This window comes from Vibrio sp. 1402 (genome assembly GCF_033340275.1).
The window spans coordinates 1-811 of sequence record NZ_JAWOWE010000170.1 but is presented as its reverse complement, the minus strand read 5'-3'; the positions used below and the strand labels follow the sequence as shown (position 1 = coordinate 811).

The window sequence follows — 811 nt, the reverse complement described above, 5'->3', positions numbered from 1 at the left end:
CCGCTTGGCCCACAAACAAGTTCAATACCGTACCAGCCGCGCCCGCATTAAGATCTAGCGCGCCAAATACCACGCGTTTCACTCTGCTGTGCAACAGTGCTCCTGCGCACATCGGGCAAGGCTCTAGTGTGACATAGAGAGTGGTGTCTAAAAGTCGATAGTTTTCTAACACAGTCCCAGCATTACGTAGAGTCTGAATCTCCGCATGTGCTGTTGCATCATTAGAGCAGATAGAGCGGTTCCAGCCTTCTGCAATCACTTCTCCATCTTTAACTAATACCGCTCCCACAGGCACCTCTCCTTCCAATTCAGCTTGTTCAGCTAATGCAAGTGCACGGCGCATAAAAATTTCGTCTTGTGGGGTAAATTGATGCTCTGACAAAAGGGCTCCAGAAAGGAAGGTAACTATGAATAGCGAAATATTACCACCAACATCGCTTTCACTACAGCAGGACATAAGTTTTGGAGATGCGCCTCTTTCGTAATGGCACCTCAAAACAAAAAAGCGCAGACCTTTCGACCTGCGCTTTTCTCTAATATTCGATCATTTACATCGTGTATGTGTACGGTGCTTGAATACCTAGTGGGATACCTACCATCCAGTAAAGAACTAGGAAGATTGACCAACCAATCAACATAGCAATCGAGAATGGCATCATCAGTGACGCAAGTGTACCAATGCCTGTCGACTTCACGTAACGTTGACAGTAAACCACTACAAGAGGGAAAAATACCATTAGAGGCGAAATGATGTTCGATACTGAGTCACCCACACGGTAAGCCGCCTGAGATAGTTCAGGAGAAATACCTA

At 46.2% G+C, this 811-nt stretch carries 2 protein-coding genes; both read right to left on the bottom strand.

Going from position 1 to position 811, the window contains the following annotated elements:
- Positions 1-382: tRNA adenosine(34) deaminase TadA (tadA, locus tag R7044_RS24875; RefSeq protein ID WP_225455956.1), on the bottom strand; the 382-nt coding region annotated here is incomplete at its 3' end.
- A 166-nt stretch (positions 383-548) separates the two neighbouring features.
- Positions 549-811, bottom strand: a 263-nt coding sequence (locus tag R7044_RS24870; RefSeq protein WP_225455955.1) for an AbgT family transporter, incomplete at its 5' end; no start/stop codon positions are given.